This window comes from Geothrix limicola (assembly GCF_030268085.1).
GTDB lineage: Bacteria > Acidobacteriota > Holophagae > Holophagales > Holophagaceae > Geothrix > Geothrix limicola.
Window position 1 is genome coordinate 356500 of record NZ_BSDE01000002.1, and the last position, 26720, is coordinate 383219.

A 26720-nucleotide genomic window follows, 5' to 3' on the forward strand; every position below is an offset into this window, starting at 1 on the left:
ACCATTTGGTGTTTGGACGGCTTTCACAGCGTACGCATCTGGAAGGCGATTGCCCACCCAGGATGGACCAGCCGGCGCCCGGGAAGGTTGATCCCGGCAATCCCATTCATGAGGAGATCTTCCGAATCGGAAGAGGCTCGGATTCTATCCCTCCAGCAGCACTTTCGCGTGCTCCAGGGCCTCGGCGCGGTCCGGATGGCCCGACAACAGTCGCGCCAGCTCGCGATTGCGCGATTCCCCCGCCACCCAGGCCAGGGCGCTGCGGGTGCGGCCCCCTTCGGTCTCCTTCTCCAGCCTCCCGTGGCGGTCCGCCCGGGCCGCCACCTGGGCCAGGTGGGTCACGGCCAGCACCTGGTGGGCCCGGCCCAGTTCGGCCACGGCCTTGCCCACGGCCAGGGCCGTTTCGCCGCCCAGGCCCGAATCCACTTCGTCCAGCACCAGGGTCAGCCCATCGCGCACGCCCGCACCCAACGCGAGTCCGGCCCCCACGAGGGCCAGCATCAGACGGCTCAATTCGCCACCCGAGGCGATCTTGGCCAGGGGGCGGAAACCCTCGCCAGGGTTGGGTTCGATCCAGATCGCCAGGGCCGAGAACCCCTGGGCCGCCACGCGCACGGGTCGCCCGCTCTGCTCGACCGGGCTGCCGGATTCCTCCGCCAGCGACAGGCGCAGCTGGATCCGCGCGCCCTTCATGCCCAGGCGCGCGAGGCGCTTCTGCACCTCGGCCTCCAGTTTGGGGATGGCCGCCGTGCGCCGGGCGTGCAGAGCCTCGGCCCCCTTGCGGTAGGTCTCGGCGACGCGGCTCAGCGCCGCCTCCAGCTCCTTGATGGGCGCGTCACCCGCCAGGAGGGAGCGCTGCTCTTCCTTCAGGGCCTGCTGCCGGGCGGGCAGTTCTTCGGGCTCGCAGCGGTGGCGGCGGGCCTGACGCTCGTACTGGGCGAGGCGCGCCTCCATGGCCTCGATGCGATCGGCGCCCGCCTGGGACCAGCGCAGCGCCTGGTCCTGGGCCAGGGCCAGCAGGTCCTCCAGCTCCAGCACCGCCGAGCGCAGCCGGTCCTGCTCGGCCACAGCGTCGGGCCAGTGGGCCACGGCGCGCATGAGAGCCTTGTGGGCCAGCTCGACCTTGGGCACGCCGTCGTGCAGGGCCTCGGCCGCCTCGCGAAAGGCCTGTTCCAGATGCACGGCGTGGCGCAGGGGTTCGCGGTCCTCCTTGAGCTGGGCCCACTCGCCGGGCTTGGGGGCCAGCTTGTCCAGGTCCGCCAGGGCCTCGGCCAGCTGCTCCAGCCGCTGGGCGCGCTCGGCCTCGCTGCGGCGGCGCGCCTTCAGGGCCGCTTCGGCCTCCCGCACGGCCGCGGCCTCCGCGTCGAGGCTGGGTTCGATCCCCAGCACCTCGTCGACGAGGACCAGGTGCCGCTCTTCACCGAGCAGCGACTGATGGTCGTGCTGGCTGGTGAGGCGCATCCAGAGGCGGCCCGCGTCGCGCAGGTCCGCCAGGGCGCAGCTGGCACCGTTGATCCAGGCGCGGCTGCGGCCCGATCCCACTTCGCGGCGCAGCACGACGGGCTGTTCCTCGGGCAGGCCACGCTCCGCCAAGAAGGCCTGCCAGGCCTCGAAACGGCCCTCCACCACGCCTTCCACCGTGGCGCGGTCCGAGCCGTGGCGCACCAGTTCGCCGTCGCCCCGGGCGCCCACCAGCAGCGAAAGCGCATCCACCAGCAGGGACTTGCCCGCGCCGGTTTCGCCCGTGAGCACCGTGAAGCCCGGCCCCCACTCCAGGGACAGGTCTTCCACCAGGGCCAGGTTCTGGATTCTTAAGGAGGACAGCATGGGATCAGTCTAACGGGGGAAAAGGCCGGAATCCGAGGTCCCGCACCATCGTCAGACCCCCTGCTCAGGAACCGCGTTCCAGCTAAGTCTGCGGAAGCAGGGCCAGCACGTCGGGCACCTGGGCCAGCAGCCGCGTGCTCACCTGGGTGTAGCGAAGCGTGCTGGCCAGGCTGCGATGGCCCAGCACCGCCTGGATCACCCGCAGATCGGTACCTGCATCCAGCAACAGGGTGGCGTACGTGTGTCGCAGGAGGTGCGGCGTCACGCGCTTGGCGATGCCTGCCGCCTTGACGGCGCGCTTGAGCCGCTTCCGGGCATGGTCGGGGCTGGGCGGATGGCCCGGGCGGAACCCGAAGAGCCAGGGGCCCTGGGGCGAAACGTTCCGAAGATACACCGTGAGTTCCTCCGCCAGGCTGGGCGAGAGGGGCACCAGCCGTTCCCGGCCCCCCTTGGTGGTCCGAAGGTGCAGCACGCCCCGGGCTGCGTCCACATCCTCCATCCTGAGCCGGCAGCACTCCCGGATCCGCAGACCCGTGGCGAAGAGGGTGCGGACGAAGGTGGGCATCACGTCCCCCTGCAGGTGTCCGATCAGCGCCGCCACCTCCTCCAGGCTGAGGAGCTGGGGCAGTCGCACCGGAATGCGGCGGTGGCAGAAGAAGGAGACGGCCGCGGGGCGGCCCAGGGTCTTCCGGAAGAGGAAGGCCAGGGCCGAGCAGTGCTGGGCCAGACGATCCGGAAGGGTGCCCCGTTGGCGCAGGTGGGCGATCCAGGCCCGGACGTGGGCCTGCCCCATGCGGGCGGGGCTGCAGCGGTGGAAGCGCGCGAAGGCCTTCGCCGCGTGCAGGTAGATCGAGACCGTGCCCGGGGCTCGCCCAGCCCACTCCAGATCCTCTTTCATCCGTGTCCAGACCGTATCCATAGGGCCTCCGGTCATACTGACCCTTGGAGGATCCCCATGCATTACCGGAAGCCCTGCGGCAGTGTTCTGGAGGCCATCGGCAACACGCCCCTGGTTCGGCTGCGCCGCGTCGTCGAACACCTTCCGGTGGAGGCCTTCGCCAAGCTCGAATTCATGAATCCCATGGGCAGCAGCAAGGACCGCATCTCGAGGTACATGATCGAGGCCGCAGAGCGCGACGGGCGCTTGAAGCCCGGCGACATGATCATCGAGAACTCCTCGGGCAACACGGCCATGGGCCTCGCGCTCATGGCCATCCAGAAGGGCTACAAGCTGAAGGTCGTCGTGCGTGACACCATCAGCCAGGAGAAGCTGAACCAGCTGCTGGCCCTGGGCGTGCTGGTGCACAAGGTGGACACGAGCCTGCCCCCCGAGCATCCGGACAGCTACAACAACATCACGCCGCGCCTGGCCCGCGAAACGCCGAACTGCTACTTCCCCGACCAGCACGGCAACCGCGAGAACAACGCCGCCCACTACGCGGGCACGGGCCCCGAGATCTGGGAGCAGATGGAGGGCCGCATCGACGTCTTCGTGGCGGGCGCAGGCACGGGCGGCACCATCGGCGGCGTGGGCCGCTACCTGAAGGAGAAGGATCCCAGGATCAAGGTGATCGCGGTGGATCCCGTGGGCTCCGTGTTCTCGCCCCACTTCCACGGCGAGAAGAACCCCAAGGCCGGGCCCTACAGGGTGGAGGGCCTGGGTGACGAATTCCTCATCCCCACCATGGAGTTCGACGTCGTCGACGACATGCTCCAGGTGACGGACCGACAGGCCTTTCATTACGCACGCCGGCTCGTTCGCGAAGAGGGCATCCTCGGCGGCGGATCCAGCGGCGCGGCCCTGTGGGCGCTGCTGCAGGTGGCGGAACACCTCGGCCCCATGGACCATCCCGCGCGCATCGTCACCGTGTTCCCCGACGGCGCGGGCCGCTACCTCAGCAGCATTTTCAACGACGCCTGGCTGGAGGAGCGGGGCCTGCTGGTGGAGGACCTGCCGGAGTCGGGCGCATGAGCGCTTTCTCGGGCACCTACGTCGAAGCCGTCCGCCAAGCCCTCTTCGACGCCATGGAAGCCGATGACCGCGTGTGCTGCCTGGGCGAAGACATCGGCGTCTACGGCGGGGCCTTCCGCGCGACCGAAGGCCTGCTGGCGCGCTTCGGCGCGGACCGCGTCATCGACACGCCCATCTCCGAGCAGGCCATCGCGGGCGCGGCCATCGGCGCGGCGCTCATGGGGCAGAAGGCCGTGGCGGAATTCCAGTTCATGGATTTCGCGCTGCTGGCGTCCGACCTCATGGTGAACTTCGCGGCCAAGGCCCACTGGCGCTGGGGCGCCTCCGTGCCCGCCGTGTTCCGCGGCCCCAGCGGCGGCGGCAACGGCGGCGGGCCCTTCCACAGCCAGAACCCCGAAGGCCACTTCCTCGGCAGCCCCGGCCTGAAGGTCGTGGCGCCGGGCACCGTGCGCGACGCCTACGCCCTGCTCCGCGCCGCCATCGACGATCCCGATCCCGTGCTGGTCTTCGAACACAAGCACCTCTACCGCCGCCTCAAAGATCAGTGGGATGAGGCCCCCACGGCGCGACTCGGCGAGGCCGCCCTGCGCAAGGATGGCGCCTCGGCCTGCATCATCACCTACGGCGCCGCCCAGCACGTGGCCCTGGAAGCCGTGGAAGGCCTGGACGTCGCCGTGCTGGACCTGCGCACGCTCTGGCCCCTGGACGACGCGGCCATCGCAGGCCTCGCCCAGCGCACCCACCGCGTGCTCGTGCTCACGGAGGCGCCCGCCACCTACGGCCCCGGCGCCGAGCTGGCGGCGCGCATCGGCGAGACCTGCTTCTCCTGGCTGGACGCACCCGTGTGCCGCGTGGGCGCAACGGACACGCCCACGCCCGCCAGCCCGCCCCTGGAGGCCGCCTGTCTGCCCAGCGCGGCGCGCGTGCGGGTCGAGGTCGAGCGCCTGCTGGCCTGGTAGGAGGACCGCCTCAGGAGGCGATGCCCTTGCGCTTCATATGGCCCCAGCCCTCCTTGCCGCGGTACCAGTCGAGGATGCCCTTGAGCCGCCAGAGGAGGGTCCGCTGGCGGAACCCGAAGTTCTCCAGGATGCCGCAGAGCAGCAGCACGGCCCAGTCGCGAAGCCTCTGGTAGGGGTGGTTCGTGATCTGTTCGAGCAGGATGGCCACGTGGCTGTTCACCACGCCCAGCAGCAGCGCGACGCAGAAGAAGGCCAGGGCGAAGGGACCGTGCACCCGGCCCTGGTAGAGGGCGTAGAAGAAGAAGCCGTAGCCCAGGGTTTCGATGAGCGGGGCCGCGGCCTCGAAGACGAGGAAGTAGGGCATGGAGAAGAGGCCGATGCGCCCGAATTCGGCGTTGAACCACATCTCCCGGTGGATCCACAGGGAATCCAGGAGGCCGCGCTGCCAGCGGTTCCGCTGGCGCTTGAGGGTGCCGGCATCCTCGGGCACCTCGGTCCAGCAGACGGGATCGGGCACCATCACCACCTGGTAGGGTCGCCCCTGCGCCTTCAGGTGATGATGCAGCCGCACCACCAGCTCGAAGTCCTCGCCGATGGTCTTGTGGAAGCCGCCGACCTCCATCAGCAGGTCCTTGCGAAACACACCGAAGGCGCCGCTCACGATGAAGAGGCTGCCCAAGTCTGAAAGCCCCATGCGCCCGAACAGGAAGGAGCGCAGGTACTCCACCACCTGCATGCGGGCCAGCCAGTTCTCGGGCATGTGGATGCCGCGGATGCCCATGGGCGTGACCTTGCACCCGTTGAGGGGGCGGATGACGCCGGCCGTGGCTACGACATTGGGACGATCCAGGAAGGGCCGCGTCACGCGCAGCAGGGCATCGTGTTCCAGGAGGCTGTCGCCGTCCATGCAGCAGACCAGCGGGTAGGCCGCCACGTTCAGGCCGCAGTTGAGGGCGTCGGCCTTGCCGCCGTTCTCCTTGTCCACCACCACCAGGCGCGGCAGGAAGGCGCTTTCGTAGACGCAACGGACCGGCGCGCTCGGCAGGGTCTGGCGGATCACGCGATGCGAGGGGCGCAGGCGGAAGGCCTCGATGAGCTTGTCGAGGGTGTCGTCCTTCGATCCGTCGTTGACCACCACCACCTGGAATTCCGGATAGCGCAGGCCCAGCAGGCTGTTCACCGAGGCCACGACGCCGCCGCTCTCGTTGTAGGCGGGACAGATGAGGGTGATCGGCTTGACGTGGATGCTGTCGAAGTAGTCCTCCATCTGGTCCACTTCGGATTCGTCCAGGTAGCGCCGGGTGGCCAGGTAGGCGCGGATGATCAGCACGAAGTGCGTGACGTTCATGGCCAGGAAGTAGAGCAGGATGCCCCACTGGTTCATCAGGAGCAGGGTGGTCAGAAGGCGGTCGATCACGCGGCCCCCATGGGATCGAGCCACTGGAGGTGCTCGCGGGCCAGGTCCCGTGCGAAGGGATCCTCGTGCGGATCGTCCGCCACCACACGCAGGGCCTCCACGCCCGCGGGCCCCATGCGGAAGAGGGCCTGGGCGGCGTTCCGGCGCACCTCGAAGCGGGGGTCGCAGATCAGTTGCAGCAGGATAGGCAGGCCGCCCGGCCCCGCGAGGATGCCGATGGCCTTGGCGGCCTGGGCGCGGATGATCCAGGAAGTATGTGCGGCCAGGGGCAGCACATGGGGCAACACTTCGGGGCTGCCCAGCGCCCCCAGCGCCTTGAGACCCGCTGCGGCGACTTCGGTGCTGTCGGCCTCCAGCAGGGCCACCAGACGCGTGGGGTCTTCCACGTGGCGGGTGGAGGCGGCGAGCATGGCGTAGATCATCCACTCGTCCGTGTTCCGCTCGGGCGCCGCATCCAGGCGGGCCTCCATCCAGCGCATGAAGCCGACACCGAAGCTTTCGAGGATCCACAGGAGCCGTTCGCGCTGGAACACCTCCTGGTGGAGCACCCACTTCAGGACCGGCTCGGCGTATTCCATGCGCTGCGTGTTGCCCAGGCCCCGCGCCGCCGCGTGGGCCACGTGGGGCACGGGATCCTCCAGCAGCCCTCTCAGGCGATCGTAGTGCGCCTCCACCTGGAAGCTGCCCACCTCGAGGGCCGCCATGGCCCGCCGCTTCTGGCGCCGGGAGCCCAGGCGCCTGCCCAGGCCCTTGTGCAGCTCGAGCTCGTGATAGAGCTCACGGACGGCCTGGCCCTCGCTGCCCGCGAGGGTGCCCAGCACGCGCAGGAGAAAGGGGATGAAGAAGCGCCGCTCTGCGGGGTCGAGCACCCCAAAGCGGCGGGCATCGCGGTCCCCGCCGTAGAGGTAGTGCACGATGTCGTTTTCCCACTTCTGCAGGCAGGCGATGCGCAGGCGGTTCCACCGCTTGTGGCGGATCTGCATCCAGCCCCCGGCGACGAGCATCAGCAGCAGCTGGACCGTGAGGATGCCCAGCGCCCACATCAGCAGCCCCAGCCAGGCCTCCGGAGTCAGCCAGGTCATGGGCTATCTCCGGGAACGCAGGTACAGGCGCCAGAGCTTTTCGATGTAGACCTGCGGAGAAAGCGGCTTCAGCACGTAGTCGTCCGCCCCGGCCGCGAGGCAGCGGACCATGTCGTCCTCGCCGGAATTGACGGAAAGGACCAGCACGGGAAGGTGCCCCAGGGGCGGCGGCAGTTCGCGGATCTCCCGGATGAGCCGGTAGCCGTCCATGGCGGGCATCATGAGGTCGGTGCTGATCAGGTCCGCCCCTTCGGATTTCAGGAGCTCCAGCCCCTCCCGCCCGTTGCGGGCCTCAAGCACCCGGAGGCCCTCCAGTTCCAGCCGGGCACGGATCAGCTTGGCCGTGAGGATGTCGTCCTCCACGGCTAGGACTGTCGTGCCTTCAGCCCAATTTCTTCCCATGTTTCACTCTATCAGAGCGATCCTGGAGCCTCGCGCCGGCGCGGGCCCACGTCCGTCACAAATGAGCTGCCCGCCGGGGAGTTCAGAAGCGCCGTTCGACACCCATGGCGTAGGTCCAGTGGGTGCGGTAGAGGCCCGCCAAGACCTCCTGGCGTTCCCAGCCCGCGCTGCCCGACAGGATCCAGGCGCGGTCCAGCCGCTTCTGGAAACCCAGCGAGGCCTTGCGGGAGCGGAGGCGGAGGATCTCCGCGGACCAGGCCGGCTGGTCCGGCGACACCCCCAGACCCACCGAGGCCGTGAAGTAGGTATCGGCGTCCTCCTGGTAGAGCCGCGCCGACAGGGCACCGGAGAGGGAGGAGCCGACGGCGCTGGGCGTACTGTTGAGCCGCAGGCTGTAGAGCCCGTTGCCGTGGTACTTGCTGAGGGACCCTGTGTAGATGGTGACGCCCTCGCTGAAGACGAGGTGGCGCAGCCCCAGCGAGGCCTCGATGCCCGCGGGGAAGTTGTGGTACAGCTCGGCGCCGTAGCTCGAGCGGGGGAAGATGCTGTGCTCCGAATGGCCCGCGTTCAGGTAGGCGTACGTGCCTTCGCCCAGGTGGGGATAGGCGTCGGCCTCCACCTGGGTGCCCCAGGTATCGAAGCGCTGCACGCGGTTGACCCGGAGGATTGCCGTGCCCAGATCGAAGCGGTGCCCGAGGCTCATGGACACGGTCTTCCAGGGGTCGAAGGTCTTGTCGTAGGTTTCGTAGGCCACGTCCAGCGTCACCTTGGAGCGCTGCAGCAACTCCTTCAGATCATCCCGCAGGAGCCGGGAGGGCTGATGATCGGGATCCAGCAGCAGGGCGCTTTGAACGGCCGCGTAGGCGCCCGGGAGGTCGTTCAGCGACTTGAGCACCCGGGCCCGCCGGTAGGGCCAGAGGGGGTTCTTCGCGTCCCTCGCCTGGCCTTCTTCACAGAGGCGGAGCGCCGCGTGGGGATGATCGGACCAGACCTCGATGTCGATGGCGGCCTCGCGGGCCTCGGCGTTCTGCGGGCTGCGGGTGAGCACGGTCTGGATCTCGCGGCGGGCCTCGTCGTACTGGCTGTCCCAGGCGCAGTAGCGCGCGAGCTGGATGCGGATGTCGTGGTAGTCCGGGCTGCGCTCCAGGGCCTTCCGGCAGAGGGCCTTGGCTTCCTCCCGCCGCTCCTTGGGCAGGCTGCGCGCCTTCAAGAACAGCGCGTCCGGGTCCTCCGCGGCCCGCAGGGGCAGCACCGCCAGGGCCGCCAGCCCCAGCCTCATTCCGGCGCTTCCTTGCAAGCCGCGCATCGCGAACATGGGCCCCCCTCAGTGATCCGGCTTGAACTGGTAGAACCGGTTCACCAGGTCGATGTCATCGAGAATCATCTTGTCGTATCGGGCCTTCTGCCCGCCACTGAGGGATTGGGGCGTGCCGGCGGCGGCGGCGTCCAGGCGGTAGAGGTGGTCCGCGAAGTTCACGCCGTCCGAGATGTAGAGCTGCCTGCCGGCGCCGTCGAGGATGCCGAACACCGCGCCGTAGCTGGAGGCGAGCAGGTAGTGGTCCTGCCGGTAGGGGATCTGCTCTTCCGGCGTGGCCGTGAAGAGCGGGCGGCCCAGGGCCCGGTCCACGCGGACGGGGCGGTGGCCCAGCAGGTAGTAGAGCGAGGGCGTGAGGTCCGTGAGGAAGGCCGGGGCTTCGGAATCAAGCTTGAGACCCGCCTTCATGGATTCGGGCAGGTGGATCAGCAGAGGGATGCGCACGATCTCCGGGAACAGCGTGTAGGCGTGGCCGAAGCGGCCCTCCTCGCCCAGCGAGTCGCCGTGGTCCGCCGTGAAGATGATGAGGCTGTTTTCGAAGCGGCCCGAGGCCTTCAGGAAGGCGATGAAGCGGCCGAAGGCCGCGTCGACCCGCGCGACCCGGCTGGCGTAGGGGGCGTAGAAGCCCTTGAAGTCGCCGGTTCCCACCACGTCCTGCCCTTCCCGGTTGATCACCGAGATGTGGATGTCCTGGGCCTGGCTGTAGACGAAGAGGGGACGCGGATCCGAGCCCCGCGCCTGAAGCGCCGCCTCCAGCTTCTGCAGGCTCGCGCCAAGGCGCAGGTCCTGCGTGCTCACGCCCGGGTCCAGGGGCTTCATCCAGGGGCCCGGTTTCACCACGACGTCCATGATGGAATCCATGGAGATGAGCCCCTGGTAGCCGTCCGCCTCCAGCAGCTTCTGCAGGCTGTTCATGGGATGGAAGGGCGTGATGTACTGCTTGTGCAGCATGAGCGAGCCGGTCCAGATGGAGGGCTCTGAAAGGCCCGTGGCGCCGTAGCGCGTGAAGGCGCGGGGCAGCGCGAAGGATTCGGCGGCGAAGCGGTCCAGGTGGGGCGTGAAGCGCACCTTGGGGTTGTAGGCGCCGAGGTAGTCGCGGCGCAGGCTGTCCACCACGAAGATAAAGATGTCGGGCTTGGGCCCCGGGGCGGGCGCCAGGCGCTCGACGTGCTGGATCTCCACGGGATCCGTCCGGACGTCGTGGGGGATGTTGCTGTTCTTCTGCAGGATCCGGTAGATGGTCTGCTGAGCCTGGCGAAGGGGTGACAGCGCCTCGCGAAGCAGGCGCACGGAGACATCCCGGCCCGCCTCCTGATCCAGCAGCGCCCCCAGCCGCCGTTCGGCGAAGGCGCCGCTGCGCGCCACCAGCACCTCGTCGAAGGCGAGGAAGACATTCATCGTGATCACGGGAACGAGGATCACGGCCCAGACCCAGAGGACCTTCGGGCGGCCGGGGGAGAAGGCGGCGTAGAGGCAGACGAAACCCAGCGCAGAGGCCGCGACGACGAGCGTCTTCTGGAAGAGGAAGTTCCAGTCGAAGACCGCCGCCCGCCCCAGCGCGAACCCGGCGCCCGCGGCGAGGAGCGCGAGAAGGCCCGCCGTCCGGAAGGGGCGCCCCCGCAGGAGCCGGATCAGGGGGCGCAGGGCCAGGTCCAGCGCACTTTCCGCACCGGGCTCGAGGGGTTGCAGGCCGGGCACCAGGCCCGCCAGGAAGGCCAGGACCAGGGCCGCCAGCAGGGCGGCAACCAGCAGGGCCGCCGGCCCTCCGAAGGCGATGGGCGAAAACACCACCGCCAACAGGAACCGCGTGAGCGCGGCCCCGACGAGGGCGGCCAGGAGGGCGGGTTCCACCCAGGACCAGATGAACATCTGGCCCAGGCCGAGCACCCCCATGAGCAGGGCAGCGGCCCCGAGGAAGACCAGCAGGTGGGCGAAGAGGCCCCAGCCCCACACCAGGGCCAAGCCCTCCAGCGTGGGTTTGGGATCCGGCGGGCCGAGGCGCAGCCAGGCCAAGACCGGAAACAGCAGCGCCGCCAGCAGGCCAGCCGTCAGCGCCGCGAGAAAGAGGCGCCGCGCATCGTCCCGGGGGCGCGAAGTCCATGAGGTGCCCTCCCAGGCGGACCGCGCGTCCAGCAGGAGCAGCCACAAGGGGAGCGCCAGGAAGGCCACGGCCCAGAAGAGGCTGCCCGTATCGTTCTGGATGGTCCGCAGCGGCGTTCGCAGGAGCACGGCCAGGGCGAACAGCGCTGCCCCCAGACTGAAGGCCCGACGAGCGGTGGAGCCCCCGGGGCCCCACCAGCGCCGAAGATCCATGCCGAGGTTGAGGCCGGTGAGGAGCAGGAGCAGCCATGGATGCAGGCGCACGAAGGCGGGAATCCAGCTCACCATGGGGAACTTGATCACCGCCTGGTAGGTGAAGGGGATGTAGGCCAGCAGGGCGTAGGCACCGCTCAGGACGCAGAGCAGAAGCAGGCCGGCCCGGGCGAAGGTCTGTCCGAGGCGCGCCTTCATTTCCGCTCCTGTGCCGCAAGGCGGTCCCGCCGGGCGCGGACCTCAGCATCTTCGCCGTTCTGCGCGAGGTAGCGGTCGTACCAGGCGCGCGCTTCGGCGGGATGGTTTTCGGATTCCGCGATGCCGCCCAGCACCAGCATGAAATCGCCGTAGCCCGGGTGGAGCTTGAGTCCCCGTTCGAGCGAAACCTTGGCCCGGGCGTACTGGCCCTGCTGGCGCAGCGCCATCCCATGCACCAGCAGGCAGTCCGCGTCGTCGGGGCGGCGCGCCAGCACCTGCTCGACGAGCTGGATCGCCCGGGCCGGGTCGCCGATGAAGACCTCCATGCGGCCCCAGCCGGCCGTGGCGTCGGAATTGCCCGACCGCAGCTCGCAGGCCCGCCGGTAGGCCTCCCTCGCCTTCGGGTAGGCCTTTCCGAATTCGTAGGCTCGCCCCAGGTAGAACAGCAGCTCCGCATTCGTGGGTTCCAGCGCCACCGCCCGCTCGCAGGCGTCGATGGCGGCGCGGGTCCGGCCCAGCTTGCGGTAGGCGTTCAGCAGCGCGGGAAAGGCTTCGCCTGGGGTGGGCGACACCCTCAGGAAGCGCTCCCAGGCCTCGGCCTCTTCGGCCGGATGCCCCAATTCGCCCTGGATCTCCGCCGCGCGACGCAGGTAGATCGGGTTGCCGGGAAAGGCCTTCACCATGGCTTCCGCCAGCGGCTGCGCCTCCTCGAAGCGCCGCCCCCGCATCAACCCGGTCAGGCGCTCCTGAAGCTGCCCCGCCTCGTCCGCCGACAGCCCCTCGGCCTCTTCCGCCAGCACCACGGGCTGATGCCGTGGCCGCAGGTACAAACCCCAATAGCAGACCGACAGCACCGTCACGGAGCCGAGGATCCTGAAAAAGGGTGTGCTCATCCTGTGCCTTCGAAGGGGAGGTTCCGCTTGGGGCGAGTTCTCGCCGGAGGAGAGCCGCTCTTCATTTCAGGACGCCCATGAAGGGGCGTCAAGGTTGCTGTTAACCTCAGTCACATGCCCGCCAGCAGCCAGCTTCGACGGATCGCCGCCCTGGCGCTCGTGGCCTGCTTCCTGGCCTGCGGCCACCCCACGCCCGAACCCCGGCGCGCGGATCAGCCGCCCCTGGCCCTGTGGTCGTACCGCGACCTGGCGGGTTCAGAAGCGGCGCAGCGGGCCTTCTTCGCCTTCGCCGCCCGGCGCGGCGTGCGCGAGCTCTACCTGGGCGGCGCGGACCTGCTGCCGGGTCGCGCCGAAGCGCTCGGACGCCTGCTCGATGCCGCGCAGGACCGGGGCCTCCGCGTCAGCCTCGTGCTGGGCCGCGCGGCCTGGACCCGCCCTGGCCAGCGCGCGGCGCTCCTGGAGGCCCTGCGCGCCGTACGCGACTTCGACCAGGCCCGGGCCCGCGCGGGTCGGGCCCGCCTGGCGGCCCTGCAACTGGACGTGGAACCCCACGCCCTGCCTGACTGGGAACGCGAAGCCCCCAAGCTCTCAGGCCAGTACCTGGACTGCCTGGAGGCCGCGAGAAGCGAACTTACGGGAAGCCTGCCCCTTCAGGTGGCCATCCCCGTCTGGTGGCAGGACCGGCCCATCCGCCGCGGGGGCCGCACGCGCCCCCTCAGCGAATGGGCCATCCTGCTCGCCGACCAGACGGTGCTCATGGACTACCGCAACCAGGTGGAGGGCATCCTCCGGGGCGCCGCGGAACCGATGGCTTCGGCCCAGGCCCTGGGTCGCCCCGTAGTGGTCGGGCTGGCCCTGCACTGCGAGCGGGACGCGGAGAACGCGCACACCAGCTTCTGCCGCCTGGGCGAGGGCGCCCTGCAGAAGGCCCTGCGCCAGGTGGAGGCCCGGTTGTCGCGGGAGCGGGCCTTCGCGGGCTTCGCGCTCTTCACCTACGAGGATTGGGAAAGCCTGAAACCATGAAGGGGCGTGCTTTTCAGGCCCTTGGGCCAGCCCGCGACTTGACACCCAGCAGGGTCGCCCCCATCCTGGACGATTGATCTTTGGCAGTCCAAGAACGCTATCCAGAAAGGTGGAGGGAAAGGCCCTGTGAAACCTTGGCAACCTGCGAAAGCAAGGTGCCAATTCCTGCCCCCGGCATGTCCGGGGGGAAGATACCGAACGTCTCAGACTGACCAAGACCTACCTGGATGCCGATCAATGGACTGCCCTTCACAGGCATCCCATGACTCATCCTTCCTTCAAGCAAGCCCTCGACGCGGGCGAGTGTTTCCTCTTCGACGGAAGCACGGCCACGGCCCTCTATGACCGCGGCATCACGCTGCAGCGCAGCTTCGAGGAGTGCAACCTCAAGGCACCCGACCTGCTGCTGGCCATCCACGGCGAATTCCTCGCCGCAGGCGCCCAGGTGCTCACCACCAACACCTGGGGCGCGGGCCGCCTGAAGCTGGCGGCGCGGGGATTGGAAGCCGAGCTCGACGCCATCAACCGCGCCGGGGTGGAATTGGCCAAACGCGCCATCCAGCAGCAGGGCGCCCGCGCCTGGGTGGCGGGCTGCATCGGCCCCCTGGGCGTGCGCATCGAGCCCTGGGGACCGACCTCCTTCGACGAAGCCCGGGCCTATTTCCGCGAGCAGGCCCTGCCCCTCGTCGAGGCCGGCGCGGACCTCATCGTGCTCGAAGGCTTCGAGGATCTGAACGAGATCCACCAGGCCCTGCTCGCCGTCCAGGAACTGGGCGGCCTGCCCATCGCCGCGCTGATGACCACCAACGAGGATGGCCAGGCCCTCTTCGGCGCCGAGCCCGACTGGTTCATCAAGCAGCTCGACACCTGGGGCGCCGATCTGGTGGGCCTCATCGGCGGCAACGGCCCGGCACCCCACCTGCGCCTGCTGGAGCGCCTGAAGGCCGTGACCGCCAAGCCCATCGTGCTCCAGCCCAATCCGGGCCTGCCCAACATGGTCGACGGCCGCCTGATGTACGGTGCCAGCCCCGAGTACCTCGGCGGCTTCGCCTCACGTGCGCTGGCCGCGGGCGCCCGGGCCGTGGGCGGCTGCAGCGGCACCACGCCCGCGCACATCCGCGCCATGCGCGGCGCCTTCCGCCAGGAGCACGCCTTCGTGCAGGCCGGCAGCGGCTTCGAGCTCAAGCCCCACGAACAGCCCCAACCCGAAGTGCCCTTCGCCTTCCGCAGCCGCTTCAGCCTCAAGCTGGCCCAGAACGAATTCATCCACACCGTGGAGCTGGTGCCGCCCAAGGGCATGGAGTACGACAAGCTGCTGGCCAAGACGCGCCAGTGCCGGGCCCTGGGCGTGGATGCCATCAACGTGCCCGACGGTCCCCGCGCCATGGCACGCATGAGCGCCCTGGCCACGGCCCTCATCATCGAACAGCAGGTGGGCCTGGAGACGATCCTCCACTACGCCTGCCGCGACCGGAACCTGCTCGGCATGCAGAGCGACCTGCTGGGCGCCGCGGGCCTGGGCCTGCGCAACATCCTCGCGGTCACCGGTGATCCTCCGAAGCTGGGCCCCTACCCCCAGGCCACGGCCGTCTTCGACGTGGACGCCATCGGCCTCGTGAACATGCTCAAGCGCCTGAACACGGGCCTGGATCTGGGCGGGGCCGGCATCGGCAAGCCGACCTCTTTCAGCGTGGGGGTGGGCGCCAATCCCGCCGCCGCGGACCTGGAACGCGAGAAGGCCCGCTTCCGCTACAAGGTGGAGGCCGGCGCCCAGTGGGCCATCACGCAGCCCGTCTTCGACGCCGAGACGTTGTTCCGCTTCCTCGACTTCACCGAGTCCCTCGACGCCAAGGGCGGCCTGCCCATCATCGCGGGCATCTGGCCCCTCAAGAGCCTGCGCAACGCCGAGTTCATGGCCAACGAGGTGCCCGGCGCCTACGTGCCGAAGACGGTGCTGGCCCGCATGGCGAAATGGCCCGGCAGCGAGGATCAGCTGAAGGAGGGCCAGGACATCGCCCGCGAAGTCATCGAACAGATCCGCCCCCGCATCCGCGGGCTCCAGCTCTCTGCCCCCTTCGGCCAGGTCGAGCTCGTGGCCCCGCTGCTGCCCAAGCCGGAGACCCCATGGTGAAAGTGCACTTCCTCCTCGAAGACCTGCTGGTGGAGGCCCCCGCGGGCACGCCGCTGCAGCGCATCGCCGACGCCGCGGGCGCCGATATCACCTTCGGCTGCCGCACGGGTTCCTGCGGCACCTGCCGGGTGCGCGTCGCCGAAGGGCTGTCGCATTGCAGCGAGCCCGGCGCCGAAGAACGCGATTTCCTGGCGGGCCTCGACGCGTCCCCCGATCAGCGCCTGGCCTGCCAGGTCACCGTGCAGGGCGACGTCGCCATCGACTACATCGGACTCTAGCCATGACCACCCTCGAGAGCCTCCTGAATGACAAAGTGCTGCTGCTGGACGGCGGCATGGGGACCCAGATCTTCGCGCGCTCACCTTCGGTGGAGGACTACGGCGGCGCGGCGCTCGAAGGCTGCGTGGACCTGCTCACCGAGCGGCGCCCCCAGTGGATCCGCGAGATCCATGAAAGCTACTTCCGCGCCGGCGCCGATGCGGTGGAGACCAACACCTTCGGCGCGAACCCGCTGGTGCTCGGCGAATTCGGGCTCTCCGACAAGGCTTACGCTCTCAACGTCCAGGCCGCTTCCCTCGCCAAGGAGGTGGCTCGCAGCTTTGATCGCCCCCGCTTCGTCATCGGCTCCGTGGGGCCCGGCACCAAGCTGATCACGCTCGGGCACGTGACCTACGCGAACCTGCTGGCCTCGTACCGTGTGCAGATGGAGGGCCTGCTGGAGGGCGGCGCGGATGCCATCCTCATCGAGACCTGCCAGGACCTGGGCCAGATCAAGGTGGCCGTGCGGGCCGCCCGCGAGATCATGGCCGCCAAGCACAAGCGGGTGCCCCTCTGGGTGCAGGCCACGGTAGAAACGACGGGCACCCTGCTGGTGGGTTCGGACATCTCCGCCGTACTCACCAGCGTCGAGCCCCTGGGCATCGATGTGCTGGGCCTCAACTGCGCCACGGGCCCCGATGAAATGCACCAGCACCTCCAGACGCTCTGCGAGGCCAGCCCCTTCCGCATCAGCTGCCTGCCCAATGCGGGGTTGCCGGAAAACCGCGGCGGCCAGGTGGTCTACCCGCTGGATCCCGCGGGATTTGCGCCCAAGGTGCTGCACGCGGCCTCGGAGTTCGGCCTCGCCATCGTCGGCGGCTGCTGCGGCACGACGCCCGACCACATCCGGGCCCTGGCCCCGGGCGTTGAAAAGCTCAATCCGCCGCGGCGCGAGCCCAAGCTGGAACGCAGCGCCGCCAGCCTCTACCAGAGCGTGGCCCTGCGCCAGGAACCCGCGCCCCTTATCGTGGGCGAGCGGACCAATGCGAACGGCTCGAAGAAATTCCGCGACCTGCTGGCCGCCGAGGACTGGGAGGGCATGATCGCCCTGGCCAAGGAGCAGCAGCGGGAGGGCGCCCACCTGCTGGACCTCTGCGTGGCCTACGTGGGCCGCGACGAGGTGCGCGACGCCGACGAGCTGCTGAGCCGCCTCGTCTCGCAGATCAACCTGCCCCTCATGATCGACAGCACGGAGTTTCCGGTCATCGAAAGGGCCCTGCAGCGGTCCCCGGGGAAATGCGTCATCAACTCCATCAACTTCGAGGACGGCGAGGCCAAGGCCCGCGCGATCCTCGGCCTCTGCAAGACCTACGGCGCCGCCGTCGTGGCGCTCACCATCGACGAGCGCGGCATGGCCAAGGGCCGCGGGCAGAAGCTCGACGTCGCCAAGCGCCTCTATGCCCTGGCCGTGGGCGAATACGGGCTGGATCCCGGCGACCTCATCATCGATCCGCTCACCTTCACCCTGGGCAGCGGCGACGAGGAGTTCCGCGGATCTGCCATCGAGACGCTGGAGGCCCTGCGGCTCATCAAGGCCGAGCTGCCGGGCGTCATGACCATCCTCGGCGTGAGCAACGTGAGCTTCGGCCTGAATCCCGCCACCCGCCACATCCTCAACGCCCTCATGCTCTACCACGGCGTGAAGCACGGCCTCGACATGGCCATCTTCAACGCCTCGAAGGTGATCCCCGTCGCCAAGATCGATCCCGAGGACCGGAAGATCGTCGAGGACCTGATCTTCGACCGCCGCGCGGAAGGCTACGATCCCCTGAAGGCCCTCATGGCCCGCTTCAGCGACCGCAAGACCAAGGTGGCCGAGGATCACCGCGCCGACCTGCCCGTGCTGGAGCGCCTGCACCGCGGCATCCTCGACGGCGAGAAGCAGGCCATCCTCGCCGACGTGGACGAGGCCCTGAAGGATCATGATCCCCTCAAGCTCATCAACGAAGTGTTGCTCGGCGCCATGAAGATCGTCGGCGAGCGCTTCGGCGCCGGCGAGATGCAGCTGCCCTTCGTGCTCGAAAGCGCCGAGGCCATGAAGGCCGCCATCAAGCGCATCGAACCGCATCTGCCGCGGGAATCCACCTACCAGAAGGGGCGCATCCTCCTGGCCACCGTGAAGGGCGACGTTCACGACATCGGCAAGAACCTGGTGGACATCATCCTCAGCAACAACGGCTTCGAGGTAAAGAACCTGGGCATCAAGCAGCCCATCGAAGCCATCCTCAAGGAGCTCGATGCCTGGCCCGCCGAGGCCATCGGGCTCTCGGGCCTGCTCGTGAAATCCACCGTGATCATGAAGGAGAACCTGCACTTCATGGAGTCGCTGGATCTGAAGGTGCCCGTCATCCTCGGCGGCGCCGCCCTCACCCGCGACTATGTGGAGGGCGACTGCCGCCGCACCTACTCGGGCTCGGTGTACTACGCCGAGGACGCCTTCGAGGGGCTGCGCCACATGCAGGCCCTGGTGGCGGGCGAAACCAGCGTGCCCGCGCCGGTCTCTGCCGCGGAAAGCGGGGATGGCATCAAGGTGATCCGCCGCGGCACCGCCTCGGTGGCGCTGACCGAATACGGCCAGAGCAGCTGGATCCGGCACGAGGCGCCTTCGCCCGAGCCCCCCTTCTGGGGCGTGCGTGAGCTGTCGGATGCGCCGGTGGATCTCTTCGAGCACCTCGATGAATTTGCGCTGATCCGCAACCGCTGGGGCTTCGTCCAGGGAAGCCAGAGCGACGAGACCTTCGCCGCCGTGCTGCGCGACAAGGCCGAGCCGCAGTTGGCCTACTGGCGCGACCGCCTGGCGAAGGACCGGCTCTTCCAGCCCAGGGCCCGCTACGGCTACTTCCCCGCGCGCGCCGAGGGCGACGCGCTGCGCGTCTTCGATCCCGCCGATCCCGCGCGCAGCCTGGCCCTCCTCGAATTCCCACGCCAGGCTTCGGGGCGGCGTCTCTGCATCACCGACTTCTTCCGCGCCGATCAGACCGACGTGCTGGCCCTCCAGCTCGTGACCCTGGGCCAGGCGGCGGCGGATCACGCGGCGAAGCTCTACAAGGAAGACGGCTACGCGGACTACTTCGCCTTCCACGGTCTCGCCACCGAGCTCACGGAAGCCTATGCCGAGCGGCTCCACGCGCGCATCCGCCGCGAGCTGGGCATCCACGCGAAGGATCTCCCCGGCCGCGCCCTCTTCGCCCAGGGCTACCAGGGTTCGCGCTACTCCTACGGCTACCCGGCCTGTCCCGATCTTCAAGGCAACGGCCCCATCCTCGACCTCCTCAACGGCCAGGAGATCGGCGTCCACCTCAGCGAAAGCCACCAGATGGATCCCGAATACACCACCAGCGCCCTCGTCGCCTGGCATCCCCAGGCGCGCTACTTCTCGATCTGAGTTCCGGCGGCACGCAGTCCAGGCACGGGCTCGCGGAAATCGGCAAAAAGAGTCATTGATTTTGATTTCGGTCTCTTTGGCCGATGGGTATGATTCCATCCGAACCCATCTCCAAGATCCCTGAACAACCGGACCCAGGCCGACGCACGCTGCCGATTGGCGTCTCGAAGGACGCCGTCCCCGAGGAGGATCCATGAACCAGCACACCCGAACGGGCCGCGGGCGGCAGGTGCTCACCCTCGCCATGATCGCCCTGCCCTGGTTCCTGCGGGATCAGCTCGCCACCTCCCTGGACGAGAACTCCCGCGAGCTTCAGCAGGTGATGGTCGAGGCGCACAACCAGGAGCAGCGGGAACAGCAGGGCGATGACCTGCGAGAGCTCAACCGCCAGCTGGCCCGCATCGAGCTGCGCCAGAAGCAGAGTTCCGGCGAGCTGGATGAGCAGCAGGTCGAGGAGGAGACGGCCCAGTTGCTCTCGAGCACCTTCGCCTCCGAAGGCGTGGCCCTGGGCCATCGCGTGAGCTCCTTCGAAGCCCTGCTGCCCAGAATCACCATGGCCGAGTCCACCCGGAAGGATTTGGCGGACAAGGGCCGGGCCGCGGGTGCCGTGGCCAAGACCCTGGAGACCTTCGACGCGAAGGCCCATCACGAGCACATGGATCAGCTGGTGGCACAGTGGGATCAGGCCGAGTCGACCCTGCGCGAGGCATTTGATCGGCTGTTGACGGAGGCCGAGCGGGAGCGCGATTCCAGCGCCCGATGGGCCACCTGGTCCCGCTTCGCCGCCTGGGCCTTCACGGCCCTGGCCGCCCTGTCGGTGGGCGACTGGAGAAAGCTCCTCCCCGGAAACAGCGGGACCGCCGAAGCCGACCAGTAGCGCCCGGTCCGGCGCTGCGCCAGAACCCAACCTCAAAGCCCGATGCCATCGCCGAGAGACGACTCCGCGACCGAGGCCAGGGGCCTGGGCACCCCTCGACGAGAAAGGCGTTGAAGGGTTCAAACAAAATAAAACTTATTTAGTTTTGTATTATGTTTTATTTTTAATTTTTGATTGAAAAATATGGCTTGAAAAAGATTTCTTGTTTGATTATCTTTTTCATCTGACCTCACGGGGTCCGCACACTCGAATCCTTGTCAGTTCCATAGCGCGATATCCAGAAAGGTGGAGGGACGGGCCCTGTGAAACCTTGGCAACCTGCGAAAGCAAGGTGCCAATTCCTGCCGACGGCGTGGGCTGTCGGATAGATGCCGGGCGGTTCGAACCAACAGACGCACACGGGGCCCGATCACATCGGGTCCCTCTCTTTTTGACGCGCGGAACGGCAAGGTCCCAGTCCCCCGACCATCCACCAGGAGACGACATGACCCAGCCCATGCAGCCCACCCATCTCCACCATTCGCCCAAGGCCCCCTCCTGTCGACGGAACCGCAGGTTCCTCCACGCCCCGGACGCCCCGCTCGACAGGAGATCCCGTGCCCCGCAACGCTGAACCCCCCTCTGGATCCGGCCCCCGGCGCGGCTTCGTCAGCCTCGTCGGTGCGGGTCCCGGCTCGCCGGACCTGCTCACCCTCCGCGGCCTGCGGGCTCTGGAACAAGCCGACGTCATCCTCTACGACGCCCTGCTCGAACCCGGATTCGCGAAGCTCTTTCCCGAACAGGCCCTGGCCCTTCCCGCGGGCAAGCGCTGCGGGGGCTTCGGCATCACGCAGGAACGCATCCACGAGCTGCTGCTCGAACATGCCCGCGCGGGGCATCGCGTCGTGCGCCTCAAGGGCGGCGATCCCTTCGTCTTCGGGCGGGGCGGCGAAGAAGCCAAGGTCCTCGCCGAGGCCGGCATTCCCTTCGAGGTGATCCCCGGCGTCAGCGCCCTGCAGGGCGCGGCCGCGGCCTCGGGCATCCCCATCACCCACCGCGGCGTGTCGCGCGAGGTACGCATCCTCGAAGGCCACCACCTGCTGGCATCCAACACCAACTGGTTCGAGCTGGCCCGCACCGAAGCCACCCTGGCCATCTTCATGGGCACGCGCTCGCTGCAGGCCGTGGCCCGGCGCCTGCTGGACCACGGGGCCGACCCGGACCTGCCCGTGGCGCTGGTGGAGCGCGCCTTCTGTGAGGGACAAGCCACCACCATCTCCACCCTGCGCCTCGCCGCCGAAGGCCACGTCGTCTCCCGCACCGAAGGCCCTGGCCTCGTCTACCTGGGCGCCGCCATCCGGCACCGCGTCCCCTCCCTCCAACCGGAATCCTCCTTCACCCAGGCCCATGACACTCCTGCCGCTCTTCCTCGATCTGAACGCGAAGCAGGTGCTGCTGGTGGGGGGCGGAAGCGTCGCGCAGGCTAAGCTCCGGCCGCTGATCCCGACCGGCGCCACCCTCCGCGCCGTGGCCATCCGATTCTCCGAGGCCTTCCGTCAGGAGGCCGAAAGCCACGGGGTGCAGCTCCTCGAGCGGCCCTTCGAACCCGGAGACCTGAACGGGATCCACCTGGTGGTGTCCGCCACCAACGATCCCGAGGCCAACGCCCACGTCGCCGCCCAGGCCCGCTCACGCGGCATCTGGATCAACGCGGTGGACGATCCCGCTTCCTGCGACGCCCTCTTCGCCAGCACCCTGCGCCGCGGCCCCTTCACCCTGGCCATCTCCACCGAAGGTGCCTTCGCCGGGCTATCGCGCGCGCTGCGCCTGGCCCTCGAGGACCTGATCCCCGAGGCGGATCCCGACCTCGACGCCCTGCTGGAACTCCGCCACCAGGCCAAGCGCCTTCCGCTCGAGGTGCGCAGCCGAGCCCTCCAGAAGCTGCTCGCCGAATTCCGCTCGACCTATTTTCCGCAGCCCGAAACGCCCAGGAGTTCCCGATGAGTACACCCCAAGCTGAAACGCCCGCCCAATCGCCCGCCCATTCGCCTGTAGAGGCCCTCAAACACGCCTCACGCCACCTCCGCGGAACCCTGGCCGAAGAGCTGGATTCGCCGGTGGAGGGCTTCAGCAAGGATTCCGAAACCCTACTGAAGTTCCACGGCCTCTACCAGCAGAAGAACCGCGACAAGGCCGAAGGCACGCCGAAGCACCCCGTGCTCATGGCCCGGGGTCGCATCCCCGGCGGTCGCCTCGAAGCGGCCCAGTACCTGGCCTGGGATCACATCGCCAATACCTTCGGCGATGGCAGCCTGCGCATCACAACCCGCCAGAGCCTCGAGCTGCACGGCGTCGTGAAGGGCGAGGCCAAGGCCACCCTGAAGGCCCTCCGGGCCGCGCTGCAGACGACCCAAGGCGCCTGCGGCGACGTGGTGCGCAACGTGACCCAGACGCCCAACCCCTGCGGCCGCGCGGACCTCGCCCAGCTCGACGACGTGGCCCGGCAGCTTTCGGAGCGCTTCCGAGCCTATTCCAACGCCTACGCCGAGGTCTGGCTGGATGGCGAAAAGGTGGACGAGGCGACGGAAAAGGAGCCCCTGCTCGGCGACGCCTACCTGCCCCGCAAGTTCAAGATCTCCGTCACCCTCGCCGGCGAGAATGCCGTCGACGTCTACACCAACGACCTCGCCTTCGCCGCCACGCTGAAGGCGGGCCGCATCGACGGCTACTTCGTCCTGGCCGGGGGCGGCATGGGCATGACCCACAACGACCCCACCACCTTCCCCCGCCTGGCGGACCTGCTGGGCTGGGTGCCCGCCGAAGCCCTGCTCCCGGTGGCCGACGCGGTGGTGGGCGTTCATCGCGACCACGGCAACCGCGGTGACCGGCGCCGGGCCCGCCTCAAGTACGTCATCCACCAGCGGGGCCTCGACTGGTTCCGCGCCGAGGTGGAGACGCGCGCGGGCCTCGTCTTCCTCGATCGCGATCTGCCGCCCTGGCGCACCACCTCCACCCTCGGCTGGCTGCCCCGCGTGGATGGCACCTGGGCCCTGGGCCTGCACACCCTTTCGGGCCGCCTGGCGGGTCCGCTGAAAGCCGCCCTGCGCGAGCTCGTCGACCGCCACTGGCTGGCCGTGCAGTTCACGCCGGACCAGGACGCCATCCTCGTCGGCATCCCTGAGGCGGCGAAGGCCGAGGTCGATGCCTACTTCAAGGCGCGCGGCCTCGACATCCACAGCCCCGCGCCCCTCTTCGACCGCGCCCTCGCCTGCGTGGCCCTGCCCCTCTGCGGCCTGGCCATCACCGAGGCCGAGCGCGTCCTGCCCGAACTGCTCGCCCTGATCCAATCCCGGCTCGAAGCCCACGGCCTCGCCGACCGCGCGCCGGTCTTCCGCGTGGCGGGCTGCGCCAACGGCTGCTCGCGACCCTACGCCGCTGAATTCGCCCTCGTGGGCCAGACCCCCGGCAAGTACGCCGTCTACCTCGGAGGCAATGTGGAAGGCACTCGACTGGCCCAGGAAGTCGTTCAGAAGGTTCCGACAGAAGCCCTCGAGCCCTTCCTTGATCAGCTCTTCAGTCTTTGGAAAGCCGCCTCTGAGCCCGACGAGCGCCTCGGCGATTTCGCCGCCCGTCTGGGCCTGGACACCCTGAAGCAGCAGCTGGAGGTGATCCAATGACCCGGTTCCCCCTCTACGAAGTCATGGAGCTCAACGCCCGGTTCAAGGGCGCCAGTCCCGAGGCCGTGCTGACCTACGCCGCCGAAACCTTCGGCGAGCGTCTCACCTTCGCCTGCAGCCTGGGCCTGGAGGATGTCGTGGTCTTCGACCTCCTCTCCAAGCTGCCCGAGCCGCCGCGCATCTTCTTCCTCGACACGGGCCGCCTGCACCAGGAGACCTACGACACCCTCGCCGCGCTGCGGGAGCGCTACGGCCTGCCCGTGGAGACCTACTTCCCACGCCACGAAGCGGTGGAGGATTTCGTCAACGGGTACGGTCCCAACGCCTTCTACGAAAGCCTGGAGCTTCGCAAATCCTGCTGCGCCATCCGCAAGCTCGAACCCCTCGCGCGGGCGCTGACGGGCGCGGACGCCTGGATTACGGGCCTGCGCAGCGATCAGGCCGCCACGCGCGCGGGTCTGGAGCGCTTCGAACTCGACAACGCCCACGGTGGCATCCTCAAGATCAACCCACTGGCCGACTGGAGCCTGGAGCAGACCTGGGCCCACGTGCGCGCGCACCAGGTGCCCTACAACAAGCTTCACGACCAGGGCTTTCCCAGCATCGGCTGCGCGCCCTGCACCCGCGCCATCGCGCCCGGCGAGGACATCCGCGCGGGCCGCTGGTGGTGGGAATCCCCCGAACACAAGGAATGCGGACTCCACGTGAAGATCGCCCAGGAAACCCGATGACGCTCCTCGCCCCTATCACTCAGACCCTCACCCACCTCGACTGGCTCGAGGCCGAGGCCATCCACATCCTCCGCGAAGTGGCGGGCCAGTGCGCCAACCCCGTGCTGCTCTTCAGCGGCGGCAAGGACAGCCTCGTGCTGCTGCGCCTGGCGGAAAAGGCCTTCCGCCCCGGCCGCTTCCCCTTCCCGCTCATGCACATCGACACGGGCCACAACTACGAGGAAGTCACCGCCTTCCGCGACCACCGCGCCGCCGAGCTGGGCGAGCGGCTCATCGTGCGCAGCCTGGAGGATTCCATCCAGCAGGGTCGCATCGTGCTCAAGTCCCCCCTTGAGGCCCGCAACCGCCACCAGAGCGTGACCCTGCTGGACGCCATCGCCGAATTCGGGTTTGACGCCTGCATCGGCGGCGCCCGCCGCGACGAGGAGAAGGCCCGCGCCAAGGAGCGCATCTTCTCCTTCCGCGATGCCTTTGGCCAGTGGGATCCCAAGAACCAGCGTCCCGAGCTGTGGGACCTCTACAACGCCCGCATCGATCCCGGCGAGAACATCCGCGCCTTCCCCATCTCCAACTGGACGGAGCTGGACGTGTGGCAGTACATCGCCCGCGAGGGCCTGGAGCTGCCGAGCATCTACTTCGCCCACGAACGCGAGGTCGTGGTGCGGCGTGACGGCGCCCTCGTGCCCGTCACGCCCCTCACGCCCGCAAAGGCCGGCGACGACGTGCAGCGCCTCTCCGTGCGCTTCCGCACGGTGGGCGACATCACCTGCACGGCCCCCGTGCGCAGCACTGCGCGCAGCGTCGACGAGATCCTGCTCGAAACCGCCACCACCGAACTCACCGAACGGGGCGCCACCCGCCTGGACGACCAGACCAGCGAAGCCTCCATGGAACAGCGCAAGAAGGAGGGCTACTTCTGATGGCCACCCCCACGCTCATCGACCCCCGGACGAACACCCACGTTGATCTCGGCGTCCTCCGTTTCCTCACCTGCGGCAGCGTGGACGACGGCAAGAGCACCCTCATCGGGCGCCTGCTCTACGACAGCAAGGCCATCCTCGCGGACGCCCTTCAGGCCATCGAGCGCACCAGCCAGAGGCGCGGGCACGCTGACGTGGACCTGAGCCTGCTCACGGACGGCCTGCAGGCCGAGCGCGAACAGGGCATCACCATCGACGTGGCCTACCGCTACTTCAGCACGGGCACGCGCAACTTCATCATCGCCGACGCGCCGGGCCACGAGCAGTACACCCGCAACATGGTCACAGCCGCCAGCACCGCCGATCTCGCGCTCATCCTCGTGGACGCACGCAAGGGCGTGCTCACCCAGACGCGACGCCACCTCACCCTCGCGCACCTGGTCGGCATCCGCCACCTCGTCGTCGTCGTGAACAAGATGGATCTGGTGGGCTACGACCAAGCCATCTTCGAACGCATCCGCGAGGACGTGCTCGGCTTCGCTCGCGAGCTCGGCGCACCGGACCTCCGATTCCTGCCCCTGTCCGCCCTGGCGGGCGACATGGTGGTGGAGCGCGGCGACAACCTGCCCTGGTACGAGGGCCCCACCCTCGTGGAACTGCTGGAGACGGCGGCGCTCGAGGACAGGCGCCAGACCCTGCCCTTCCGCTTTCCCGTGCAGTGGGTCATCCGCCCCCATCAGGATTTCCGCGGCTACGCGGGCCGCGTGGCCTCGGGCCGCGTGCAGGTGGGCGACGCGCTGACCGTGCTGCCCTCGGGCCGCGGTAGCCGCGTGAAAGCCATCCACCTGGGCGACGCGAAGCTGGCGGAAGCCGTGGCCGGGCAGAGCGTCACCCTGGAGCTGGAGGACGACATCGACATCTCCCGCGGGGACCTCCTCGCGGAAGCCGCTCAGCCGCCTCTCTCCGCCCGCGCCCTGGAGGTGGACCTCTGCTGGCTGTCCGAAGCGCCCTCCCGTCCCGCCGGTCGCTACCTCCTGCGCCACGGCAGCCGCGAGACCCGCGCCCTGCTGGACGGCTCGGCCCAGCGCCTGGATCTGAATTCCCTGTCGCGGGAACTGGAAACGCGTCTCGCCATGAACGACATCGCCCGCCTGCGCCTGAAGCTGCAGCAGCCCCTGCCCGTCGACCCCTACCTGGAGAACCGCGCCATGGGCGCCTTCATCCTCGTGGACGAATCCACCCACGCCACGGTGGCCGCGGGCTTCGTGCGGGAAACCCTCTAACCCAACCGACTCAGGAGA

General features: G+C 68.8%; 21 protein-coding genes and 2 riboswitches. Of the genes, 13 read left to right on the plus strand and 8 right to left on the minus strand.

Annotated features, from left to right (window positions below; all coding sequences use genetic code 11):
- Nucleotides 1-144 precede the first annotated feature (144 nt).
- Nucleotides 145-1827 carry a DNA repair protein RecN gene (locus QSJ34_RS07245; protein ID WP_285573215.1) on the minus strand — a complete coding sequence of 561 codons (1683 nt, stop codon included), beginning with the start codon at nucleotides 1825-1827 and terminating at the stop codon, nucleotides 145-147.
- A gap of 82 nt (nucleotides 1828-1909) precedes the next feature.
- Nucleotides 1910-2746, minus strand: a complete 837-nt coding sequence (locus QSJ34_RS07250; RefSeq protein WP_285573217.1) for a tyrosine-type recombinase/integrase — start codon at nucleotides 2744-2746, stop codon at nucleotides 1910-1912.
- A 36-nt stretch (nucleotides 2747-2782) separates the two neighbouring features.
- On the opposite strand from QSJ34_RS07250, the gene QSJ34_RS07255 reads away from it, so the two are divergent.
- Together QSJ34_RS07255 and QSJ34_RS07260 are read left to right on the plus strand one after the other, a co-directional pair.
- The gene (locus tag QSJ34_RS07255) at nucleotides 2783-3799 is read left to right on the plus strand and encodes a PLP-dependent cysteine synthase family protein (protein WP_285573222.1); all 1017 of its coding nucleotides are present in this window, start codon (nucleotides 2783-2785) and stop codon (nucleotides 3797-3799) included.
- Nucleotides 3796-4758, plus strand: a complete 963-nt coding sequence (locus QSJ34_RS07260) for an alpha-ketoacid dehydrogenase subunit beta (protein WP_285573224.1) — start codon at nucleotides 3796-3798, stop codon at nucleotides 4756-4758. Before QSJ34_RS07255 ends, QSJ34_RS07260 begins: the two co-directional genes overlap by 4 nt.
- Nucleotides 4759-4768: 10 nt before the next feature.
- Here QSJ34_RS07260 and QSJ34_RS07265 read toward each other — a convergent pair whose 3' ends face one another.
- The 6 genes from QSJ34_RS07265 to QSJ34_RS07290 form a co-directional block, all read right to left on the minus strand.
- Nucleotides 4769-6175: a glycosyltransferase family 2 protein gene (locus QSJ34_RS07265; protein WP_285573226.1), complete on the minus strand. Its 1407-nt coding sequence runs from the start codon at nucleotides 6173-6175 to the stop codon at nucleotides 4769-4771.
- Nucleotides 6172-7257, minus strand: coding sequence for a HEAT repeat domain-containing protein (locus QSJ34_RS07270; protein WP_285573229.1), 1086 nt, complete (start codon nucleotides 7255-7257; stop codon nucleotides 6172-6174). The genes QSJ34_RS07265 and QSJ34_RS07270 overlap by 4 nt, the downstream gene beginning before the upstream one ends.
- A 3-nt stretch (nucleotides 7258-7260) precedes the next feature.
- On the minus strand, nucleotides 7261-7659 hold the full coding sequence (locus QSJ34_RS07275; protein ID WP_285573230.1) for a response regulator: 399 nt from the start codon (nucleotides 7657-7659) through the stop codon (nucleotides 7261-7263).
- 82 nt (nucleotides 7660-7741) lie between these two features.
- Nucleotides 7742-8938, minus strand: a complete 1197-nt coding sequence (locus tag QSJ34_RS07280; RefSeq protein WP_285573231.1) for a YaiO family outer membrane beta-barrel protein — start codon at nucleotides 8936-8938, stop codon at nucleotides 7742-7744.
- 45 nt (nucleotides 8939-8983) lie between these two features.
- Nucleotides 8984-11485 (minus strand): sulfatase-like hydrolase/transferase, encoded by a 2502-nt coding sequence (locus tag QSJ34_RS07285; RefSeq protein WP_285573232.1) that lies wholly within the window; start codon nucleotides 11483-11485, stop codon nucleotides 8984-8986.
- Nucleotides 11482-12378, minus strand: a complete 897-nt coding sequence (locus tag QSJ34_RS07290) for a tetratricopeptide repeat protein (protein WP_285573234.1) — start codon at nucleotides 12376-12378, stop codon at nucleotides 11482-11484. Before QSJ34_RS07290 ends, QSJ34_RS07285 begins: the two co-directional genes overlap by 4 nt.
- A gap of 114 nt (nucleotides 12379-12492) precedes the next feature.
- Here QSJ34_RS07290 and QSJ34_RS07295 point away from each other — a divergent pair, with 114 nt between their 5' ends.
- The 11 genes from QSJ34_RS07295 (at nucleotide 12493) to QSJ34_RS07345 (ending at nucleotide 26702) form a co-directional block, all read left to right on the plus strand.
- On the plus strand, nucleotides 12493-13401 hold the full coding sequence (locus QSJ34_RS07295; RefSeq protein ID WP_285573237.1) for a hypothetical protein: 909 nt from the start codon (nucleotides 12493-12495) through the stop codon (nucleotides 13399-13401).
- 94 nt (nucleotides 13402-13495) lie between these two features.
- Nucleotides 13496-13599, plus strand: a riboswitch (SAM riboswitch).
- Nucleotides 13600-13663: 64 nt separating this feature from the next.
- Nucleotides 13664-15532: a bifunctional homocysteine S-methyltransferase/methylenetetrahydrofolate reductase gene (locus QSJ34_RS07300; protein ID WP_285573239.1), complete on the plus strand. Its 1869-nt coding sequence runs from the start codon at nucleotides 13664-13666 to the stop codon at nucleotides 15530-15532.
- A complete protein-coding gene (locus tag QSJ34_RS07305) occupies nucleotides 15526-15810 on the plus strand; it encodes a 2Fe-2S iron-sulfur cluster-binding protein (RefSeq protein ID WP_285573242.1) in 285 nt (94 codons plus the stop codon). Before QSJ34_RS07300 ends, QSJ34_RS07305 begins: the two co-directional genes overlap by 7 nt.
- A gap of 2 nt (nucleotides 15811-15812) precedes the next feature.
- Nucleotides 15813-19235 (plus strand): methionine synthase, encoded by a 3423-nt coding sequence (metH, locus tag QSJ34_RS07310; RefSeq protein WP_285573245.1) that lies wholly within the window; start codon nucleotides 15813-15815, stop codon nucleotides 19233-19235.
- Between the two features lie 193 nt (nucleotides 19236-19428).
- Nucleotides 19429-20112 carry a hypothetical protein gene (locus tag QSJ34_RS07315; protein ID WP_285573248.1) on the plus strand — a complete coding sequence of 228 codons (684 nt, stop codon included), beginning with the start codon at nucleotides 19429-19431 and terminating at the stop codon, nucleotides 20110-20112.
- A gap of 270 nt (nucleotides 20113-20382) precedes the next feature.
- Nucleotides 20383-20487: riboswitch (SAM riboswitch) on the plus strand.
- A gap of 221 nt (nucleotides 20488-20708) precedes the next feature.
- Nucleotides 20709-21578 carry a uroporphyrinogen-III C-methyltransferase gene (gene cobA / locus QSJ34_RS07320; RefSeq protein ID WP_285573251.1) on the plus strand — a complete coding sequence of 290 codons (870 nt, stop codon included), beginning with the start codon at nucleotides 20709-20711 and terminating at the stop codon, nucleotides 21576-21578.
- A complete protein-coding gene (locus tag QSJ34_RS07325; protein WP_285573252.1) occupies nucleotides 21499-22095 on the plus strand; it encodes a precorrin-2 dehydrogenase/sirohydrochlorin ferrochelatase family protein in 597 nt (198 codons plus the stop codon). The genes cobA and QSJ34_RS07325 overlap by 80 nt, the downstream gene beginning before the upstream one ends.
- The gene (locus QSJ34_RS07330; RefSeq protein ID WP_285573255.1) at nucleotides 22092-23768 is read left to right on the plus strand and encodes an NADPH-dependent assimilatory sulfite reductase hemoprotein subunit; all 1677 of its coding nucleotides are present in this window, start codon (nucleotides 22092-22094) and stop codon (nucleotides 23766-23768) included. Before QSJ34_RS07325 ends, QSJ34_RS07330 begins: the two co-directional genes overlap by 4 nt.
- Entirely contained in the window at nucleotides 23765-24499 is a 735-nt protein-coding gene (locus QSJ34_RS07335) for a phosphoadenylyl-sulfate reductase (protein WP_285573259.1), read from the plus strand. The genes QSJ34_RS07330 and QSJ34_RS07335 overlap by 4 nt, the downstream gene beginning before the upstream one ends.
- Nucleotides 24496-25419, plus strand: a complete 924-nt coding sequence (gene cysD / locus QSJ34_RS07340; protein WP_285573260.1) for a sulfate adenylyltransferase subunit CysD — start codon at nucleotides 24496-24498, stop codon at nucleotides 25417-25419. The genes QSJ34_RS07335 and cysD overlap by 4 nt, the downstream gene beginning before the upstream one ends.
- Nucleotides 25419-26702, plus strand: a complete 1284-nt coding sequence (locus QSJ34_RS07345; protein ID WP_285573262.1) for a sulfate adenylyltransferase subunit 1 — start codon at nucleotides 25419-25421, stop codon at nucleotides 26700-26702. Before cysD ends, QSJ34_RS07345 begins: the two co-directional genes overlap by 1 nt.
- Nucleotides 26703-26720 lie beyond the last annotated feature (18 nt).